The organism is Rhizobacter sp. P2_H3, assembly GCF_056403355.1.
The window spans coordinates 1-6,352 of record NZ_JBFUFQ010000292.1 but is presented as its reverse complement, the minus strand read 5'-3'; the positions used below and the strand labels follow the sequence as shown (position 1 = coordinate 6,352).

The following is a 6,352-nucleotide window of genomic DNA, read 5'->3' as shown; positions in this document are numbered from 1 at the left end:
GGCCACCGCCGCGCGCACCTGTTCGCCATCGAACGCGAAACCGAGCGCGCGTGCGCTGTGCGCCAGCCGCGCCAGGTGCTCATCGAGCCCGCGCGCCTCGCCGCGCTGTGCCCACAGCGTCTCGAACAGCTGGAAGCCCGGGTCCAGCCCGGTCAGGAAGCGCGCCTTCAGCAGGCATTCCTCGAACTCGTCGTCGGCGCGGCTGTCGAGCACGATGCCGGCACCGATGCCCAGCCGCGCCGGCCGCAGCCCGCGCGCCTCGGCGCCCAGCGTCAGCGTGCGGATCGCCACGTTGAGGCAGAAATCGCCGATGCGCGCCTCGCCCTGCGGCGCATCGACCCAGCCGATGGCGCCGCAGTACAGGCCGCGCGGCGTGGTTTCCAGCCCGGCGATCAGCTCCATCGTGTGGTGCTTGGGCGTGCCGGTGATCGAGCCGCAGGGGAACACCGCGCGCAGCAGGTCGGCGAAGCCGACCTCGGGCCGCACCCGCGCGTTGACCGTCGAGGTCATCTGGAACAGCGTCGCATACGGTTCGATCGCGAACAGCGACGGCACCTTCACCGAGCCGGTCTGCGCGATGCGGCCCAGGTCGTTGCGCAGCAGGTCGACGATCATCAGGTTCTCGGCGCGGTTCTTGATGTCGAGCGACAGCAGGCGTGCGGTCTCGCTGTCGCTCTCGGGCGCGCGGATGCGCGGCGCGGTGCCCTTCATCGGCCGCGCGGTGAGCAGCCCGGCCTCGTGGCGCAGGAACAGCTCGGGCGAGCGCGACAGCACATGCGGCGTCCCGGCGTCGGGCAACGCGATCAGCGCGCCATAGGCCACCGGCTGCCGCGCGCGCAGGCGGCGGTACAGGTCGACCGGCGAGCCCCAGGCCTCGCCATGCAGCCGGTAGGTGAAGTTGACCTGGTAGGTCTCGCCGTTGCGGATCGCCTCGTGGATGCGGTCGATCGCGCGCGTGAAGCCGGGCTTGTCGACGCTCGGGCGCAGGTTCATCACGCCGCTGCTGCCTTCTTCACCACTGCGCGCCGCGAGCCAGGCGTCGACCTCGTCGTTCGACAGCCGCGCCAGCTCGCGGAACATCAGCACCCGCAGCGACGCCGCATCGTCCGGCCGCAGCCGCGCATGCCCGGCCCGCATCAGCTTGGCGCCCCATTCGTAGTCGGCCAGCAGCACCGCATGCAGGCCGGCGCGCAGGTCGGCGTCGACCGCGGCCCACACGGCATCGAGCTGCGCCGGATCGACACAGCGGTGCTCGCGCTCGAAGCCGGTGTACAGCCGGCTGAGTGGGTTGCCGCGTGTCGCGTGGCAGTCGTCGAGCAGCGCAAAGCAACTCATGGTGGGCGCGGCCCGAGTTCATCAAGCAACGCCGAAGCCCGGGTCTCCCGGGCCGAAGGTGGCGCCCCTTGGGGGCAGGAGCGAAGCGACTGGGGGGCCATCTCCTAACTCCAGTCGTCCATGTCGTGCTTGATCTTGTGGCGGTTGGCGATCAGTTCGTCGACCGAGGGCTCGTTGTTCAGCGCGCGCCTGATCGCCAGTTTCGTCGCTTCGTGGTTGGTGCGGTACATGTCCTTCTTGTCCAGGTTCTCGTCCTTCGCGCAGCGCGGGTCGATCCACACCAGGCTGATGATGCACAACTCGTTGGCGATGTCCTTCGGGATCGTGCCGTCGATCAGGCAGTCGACCACCGCATCGGCCGTCGCGCTCTGCACCACGCCGCCATAGAGGTCGATGTTGGCGAAATCCTTCAGAGTGACCTTCGGCACGATGATGGTCGCCGGCCGCACCAGCTGGTTGCAGGCGCGGATCGCGAACATCGCGGTGTGGCCCTTGCTCTGCGCCATCATGTTCGCGAAGGCCTGGCCGACGGGGCCGTCGGTGCGGCCGATCAGGATCTCGGGCATCGCATCGGTGAACTGGCCTTCGCGCGCGAACACGGTGGCTTCGCCGGCGTGGAAGAGGTAGGTCTTGGTCATGGGGGTGCTTTCAGGTCGTCAGGATCAATTCGCCGCGGCCGTCCGTCGCCAGGTCGCCCAGGTGGCGCGCGATGGCGCGTGACGGCAGGCGCGCAAAGGGGCCGCCGTGCCGCGCGAGGTCGCGTGCCAGCAGCTGCCAGAACACCGGCGCCTGCGCCCCTGCCGGCACGAAGGTCGGGGCGATGTCCGGTGCCGCGCCCGCGAACACCACGCTGCCGCGCCGCATGCCGTAGCCCGCGTGCGCACCGGCCCGCCCGCCGATCGCGAGGGTGCCGGCCACCATGCGCGAGGCCAGGAAGTCGCCCGCATCGCCGAACACCAGCGCCGTGCCGCGCCGCATGCGGTCGCCGAAGCGCTCGCCGGCATTGCCCTTGACGAGCAGCGTGCCGCCGCGCATGCCGTCCATGCTGCCGGGCAGCGTGCTGGCAGCGAAGTCGCCCGCATCGCCATCGACCGTGAGCTGCCCGCCCGCCATCTCGCAGGCCGCCAGCAGGCCGACCGTGCCGTGCACCTGCAGCTCGCCGCCGGTCATGCAGCCGCCGGCGTAGTGGCCGGCCGGGCCGTGCACGGTCAGGCGGCCGCCCGCCATCTGCCAGCCGACGCGGTCGAAGCGCGACAGGTCGCCGTCGAACACCAGCGCGTCGTCGCCGTCGGCCTGGATGGTGAAGAACTCGCCCAGCGGCACCCGCGAGGCCCCATGCCCCACGGCAACCTGCCCGACCTGCGCCGCCGACAGGCCGCCCAAGGTGGCCGGCAGCACGCCGCGCAGGTCCACGCGCAGCGCAGGCGCGTGCCGCAGCGTCAGGCGCCAGCCGCTCATGTGGTGGCCTGCGCAGCGAGCAGCTTGCGCAGGTGGAAGTGGAAGGGCCCGAGCTTGCCGCCGTAGTTGCCGGCCGAGATGCGCAGCAGGCCGCCGGCCGCACCGAGCGCGATGCCGGCCTGCATGCCGGCGCGCATCGCCGCACCGACATCGGCCTCGGTCAGGCCGTCGATCACGATCTCCATCACGCAGCGCGTCTGCGGCGTGATCTCGCTCCTGGCCGCGAGGCCCGCCAGGCCGGGGCAGAACGCATCGTTGGTCGACGCACTCAGCGTGGCGTACTTGCTGCCGACCTTCGAGCCCGAGCGCACCACGCCGCCCGGGAACGGCATGATCACGTTGGGCAGCGCCTGCATCGCGGCCACCGCCGCCTCGGCCACCGCGAGCGCGGCATCGGTGTCGCGGCACATCAGCAGCAGGTTGCCGCCGCCCACGCACTTGACGACGGCCGTCGTCTCCTGCGCGACGAACTCGCCGTCCATCACCGGCACGCGCCAGTAGCGCACGCCGTTGATCACCTTCGAGATCTGCCAGCCGTCGCCGAAGAAGCGCAGGTTCTTGCCGAGCGGAATGGCTTCGCCTTCGGCGATGCCGGCGAACACCGCGGTGGTCGGGCAGGTCAGCACGCATTGCCCGACACGCCGCTCCACCTGCTTCGCGAGCTCCTTGCCCGACATCGAGAAGATCAGCACGCTGACGCCGGGCCGTCCGTCCGGCGTGTCGGCGGGGTCGAGTTCGCGCTCGATGCCGGCCTCGCAACCGCAGGCGATCACCGAGGTCGCGAAGCCGGTGGCCGACACCGCGGCGTGGCGCGCCCAGGTGGGGTTGTGCGCGGTGATCACGAGGCGCGTGGCCTTCATCGGGAAGGCCTCGGCGAAGCTGTCGTCGATCAGGACGCCGTTCTCGATCATGCTGAATGCTCGAAGCAGGCTGTCGGCAGCAGGCGCCCGCCGTTGCAGCAGGTGCACAGCTCGTCATGGTCGATGGCCACGGCATCGAAGTTCACCGAGCCGCGCGCCGCCAGGTGCTTGCGCAGGTAGCCCTCGATGCCGCGGTCGTACTCGGGCTCGACGAAGTGCGTTCCTCCCGTCGGCACCGCGGTGATGCGGCCGGCGCGGGCCACCAGCGTGCCGTCCTTGTAGACCCGCTCGGGCGTGCTGAACATCGCCTCGCGGTCGGCGTTCTCGCGGTAGACCGCGATGTCGGCCGCGGCGCCCACGCCGAGGTGGCCGCGGTCCTGCAGGCCGAGCAGCTTCGCCGGCCCGGCGCGCGTCATGATCGCGACCTCGTGCAGGCTCAGCTCGCGCGTGATCGAGCCGAGCGCGCTGTGCGCCGCCACGTCGGGATGCAGCTTCGCCAGCTGCTCGTCGCGAAAGCCCTTGTCCATCAGCAGCCGGATCAGGTGCGGGTAGCTGGTGAACGGCCCGCCGTTCGGGTGGTCGGTGGTCAGCGCGACGCGCCACGGGTCGTTCACGAGCAGGAAGATCTCCAGCCCGATCGCCCATTGCAGCGCATTCACATAGCTCTGCTCGCGGTAGCGGAACGGCACCACGCCGCAGCCGGCGTCGCATTCGATGTCGGCGCCGATCCACTTGCGCGGGCTGGCGAGCCCCGACTGCGCATGCTGGCGCATCGTGTCGCCCGACGCGGTGACGGTCTGGCCGAACATGATCTGGCCGACGTCGATGCTGACGTTCGGGTTCGCGTTCACCGCCTCGGCCAGCTGCGCTGCGGCCGACGAGAACTTCTTCGCTCCCTCGGTGCCGTAGGCATGGAACTGCACGTGCGTCAGGTGCGCCGGCAGGCCCTCGAGCGCGGCGATGGTGTCCAGCGTCGACTGGATGTTGCCGGCCACGCCGAGGTTGCTGCCGTGGATGTGCAGCGGGTGCGGCACGCCCAGCTCGCGCAGCGCGCGCGCCAGCGTGTGCACCACCTGGCGCGGCGTGACCTGCCAGTGCACATGGTGCTCGTCGACATCGAGCTTGCGCTGGTTGAACTTGAAGGCCGAGATGCCGGCCGGGTTGACCACCTTCACGCCCATCGCCTTGGTGGCATGGATGGTCCATGCCATGTAGTCGCGGATGCGCTCGAAGTCCTGCTGCTCGGCCAGCATCTGCAGGAACAGCTCGTCGTTGCCGAGCATCACGTAGGCGCCGTGGTCGAGGATGGGGGTGTCGCCCATCTCCATGTGCGTGTGGCGTGCGTTCGACGGCATCATCGCCGGCTCGAAGGCCGCCGTGTAACCCATCTCGACGTAGCGGTAGCCGGTGGCCAGCGTGCCCGGCGTGCAGCCGCCGCACGAGGCCAGTTCCAGCGGGTTGGTCGAGCGTGCGAACGGGTCGGCGCCGTGGCGCTGCAGCTCGGGCAGCAGCAGGCGCGACAGGTTGACCTTGCCGCCGCCGATGTGCGTGTGCATGTCGATGCCGCCGGCCATCACGACGCAGCCGCTCGCGTCGACCTCGTCGTCGACGGCCTCGCGCGGCGCGAGCGCGACGATGCGGCCGTCGCGCACGCCGAGGTCACGCACCTGGGGCCGGCCGTCGTTCGCCGGGTCGATGACCAAGCCGCCGCGCAGGCGCACGCTGCTCATGCCAGCGCTCCTGCGATGCGGTCGAGCACGCCGGCGAGCGTCGGCAGGCCGTCGTCATGCACCGCGAACAACGGCAGCATCACCGAGCCGTCGGCCCGGAACAGGTGCCCCGGCGAGCCGATGCCCGGCGTCGACACCGGGATGAACACCGCGGCCGGCACCCGCGCCAGTTCGGGGTGGCCCAGCACGAGGGTCGGCTGCGCGGTCGCCGGCGGGGCCAGGTCCGGATCGAAGCTGGACACCCACAGCAGGCTGTCGACCGCGGCGTCGGACAGCRGGCGCTGCGCATCGAAGCACAGCGGCTCGTGTTCCAGCCCGAGCGGCCCGGCGCGCGAGCGCAGCGGCAGGCCCGACAGCCAGGTGAACACCTGGTTCACCGTGCCGGCGCCGTTGCCGCCGCCCAGCCACATCGCCGCGGCACGGGTGCTCTGGTTCAGCGTGCCGACGGTGCGGTGGATGCTTTCGACGACCAGCGCGCCCTGGCGCGGCAGCGTGCGCGTCTCGCCGACGAACACCGCGTAGCGCGCCTGCCGCAGCTGCGTGGCCAGCGACTGCAGCGCCGCCGGTGCCTCGCGCACGGCACGCCCGGCGACCAGCGCGGACAGCAGCGCGACGGTGCTGAACAGGTCRCCGTGCAGCGGGATCGTGTCGACCGTGACGCCCGGACGCGCGCGCAGGCTGTCGAGCACCGCGCCATCGGCCGTGCCGCCGCCGAGCACCACCACCCGCCGCTGCGCCACGAGCGCCTCGCCGACGCCGCAGCGATCGAAGAACTCCGGCGCCTGCCGCACCGGCGTGCCGCCCACGCAGACGATCAGGTCGGCGCGCGTGCGCACCTCGGCCAGCGTCGTGAAGAAGCTGCCGCGGTCCTGCGTCGCGCGCAGCGTGGTCATCAGCGCCTCGCCCTCGGCCGCGTCGCAGATCGCCCCGGTCCGGCAGGCCAGGCGGTACAGCGCGCGGGCGCCCGAC

The 6,352-nt window shown here is 71.5% G+C and carries 6 protein-coding genes; all 6 read right to left on the bottom strand.

The genetic code is table 11. The features are described 5' to 3' along the window. A partial coding sequence (pabB, locus tag AC1D1T_RS29125; protein ID WP_477993000.1) for an aminodeoxychorismate synthase component I occupies positions 1-1,335 on the bottom strand: 1,335 nt, incomplete at its 3' end. A gap of 104 nt (positions 1,336-1,439) precedes the next feature. After that, the gene (fae, locus tag AC1D1T_RS29120) at positions 1,440-1,973 is read right to left on the bottom strand and encodes a formaldehyde-activating enzyme (protein ID WP_047502252.1); all 534 of its coding nucleotides are present in this window, start codon (positions 1,971-1,973) and stop codon (positions 1,440-1,442) included. A 10-nt stretch (positions 1,974-1,983) separates the two neighbouring features. After that, positions 1,984-2,793 carry a formylmethanofuran dehydrogenase subunit C gene (locus AC1D1T_RS29115; protein WP_477841652.1) on the bottom strand — a complete coding sequence of 270 codons (810 nt, stop codon included), beginning with the start codon at positions 2,791-2,793 and terminating at the stop codon, positions 1,984-1,986. Beyond that, positions 2,790-3,704 (bottom strand): formylmethanofuran--tetrahydromethanopterin N-formyltransferase, encoded by a 915-nt coding sequence (fhcD, locus tag AC1D1T_RS29110; RefSeq protein ID WP_047502258.1) that lies wholly within the window; start codon positions 3,702-3,704, stop codon positions 2,790-2,792. Before fhcD ends, AC1D1T_RS29115 begins: the two co-directional genes overlap by 4 nt. Then, positions 3,701-5,383: a formylmethanofuran dehydrogenase subunit A gene (locus AC1D1T_RS29105; RefSeq protein ID WP_477992999.1), complete on the bottom strand. Its 1,683-nt coding sequence runs from the start codon at positions 5,381-5,383 to the stop codon at positions 3,701-3,703. Before AC1D1T_RS29105 ends, fhcD begins: the two co-directional genes overlap by 4 nt. After that, a partial coding sequence (locus AC1D1T_RS29100) for a molybdopterin-binding domain-containing protein (RefSeq protein ID WP_477992998.1) occupies positions 5,380-6,352 on the bottom strand: 973 nt, incomplete at its 5' end. The genes AC1D1T_RS29100 and AC1D1T_RS29105, both read right to left, overlap by 4 nt.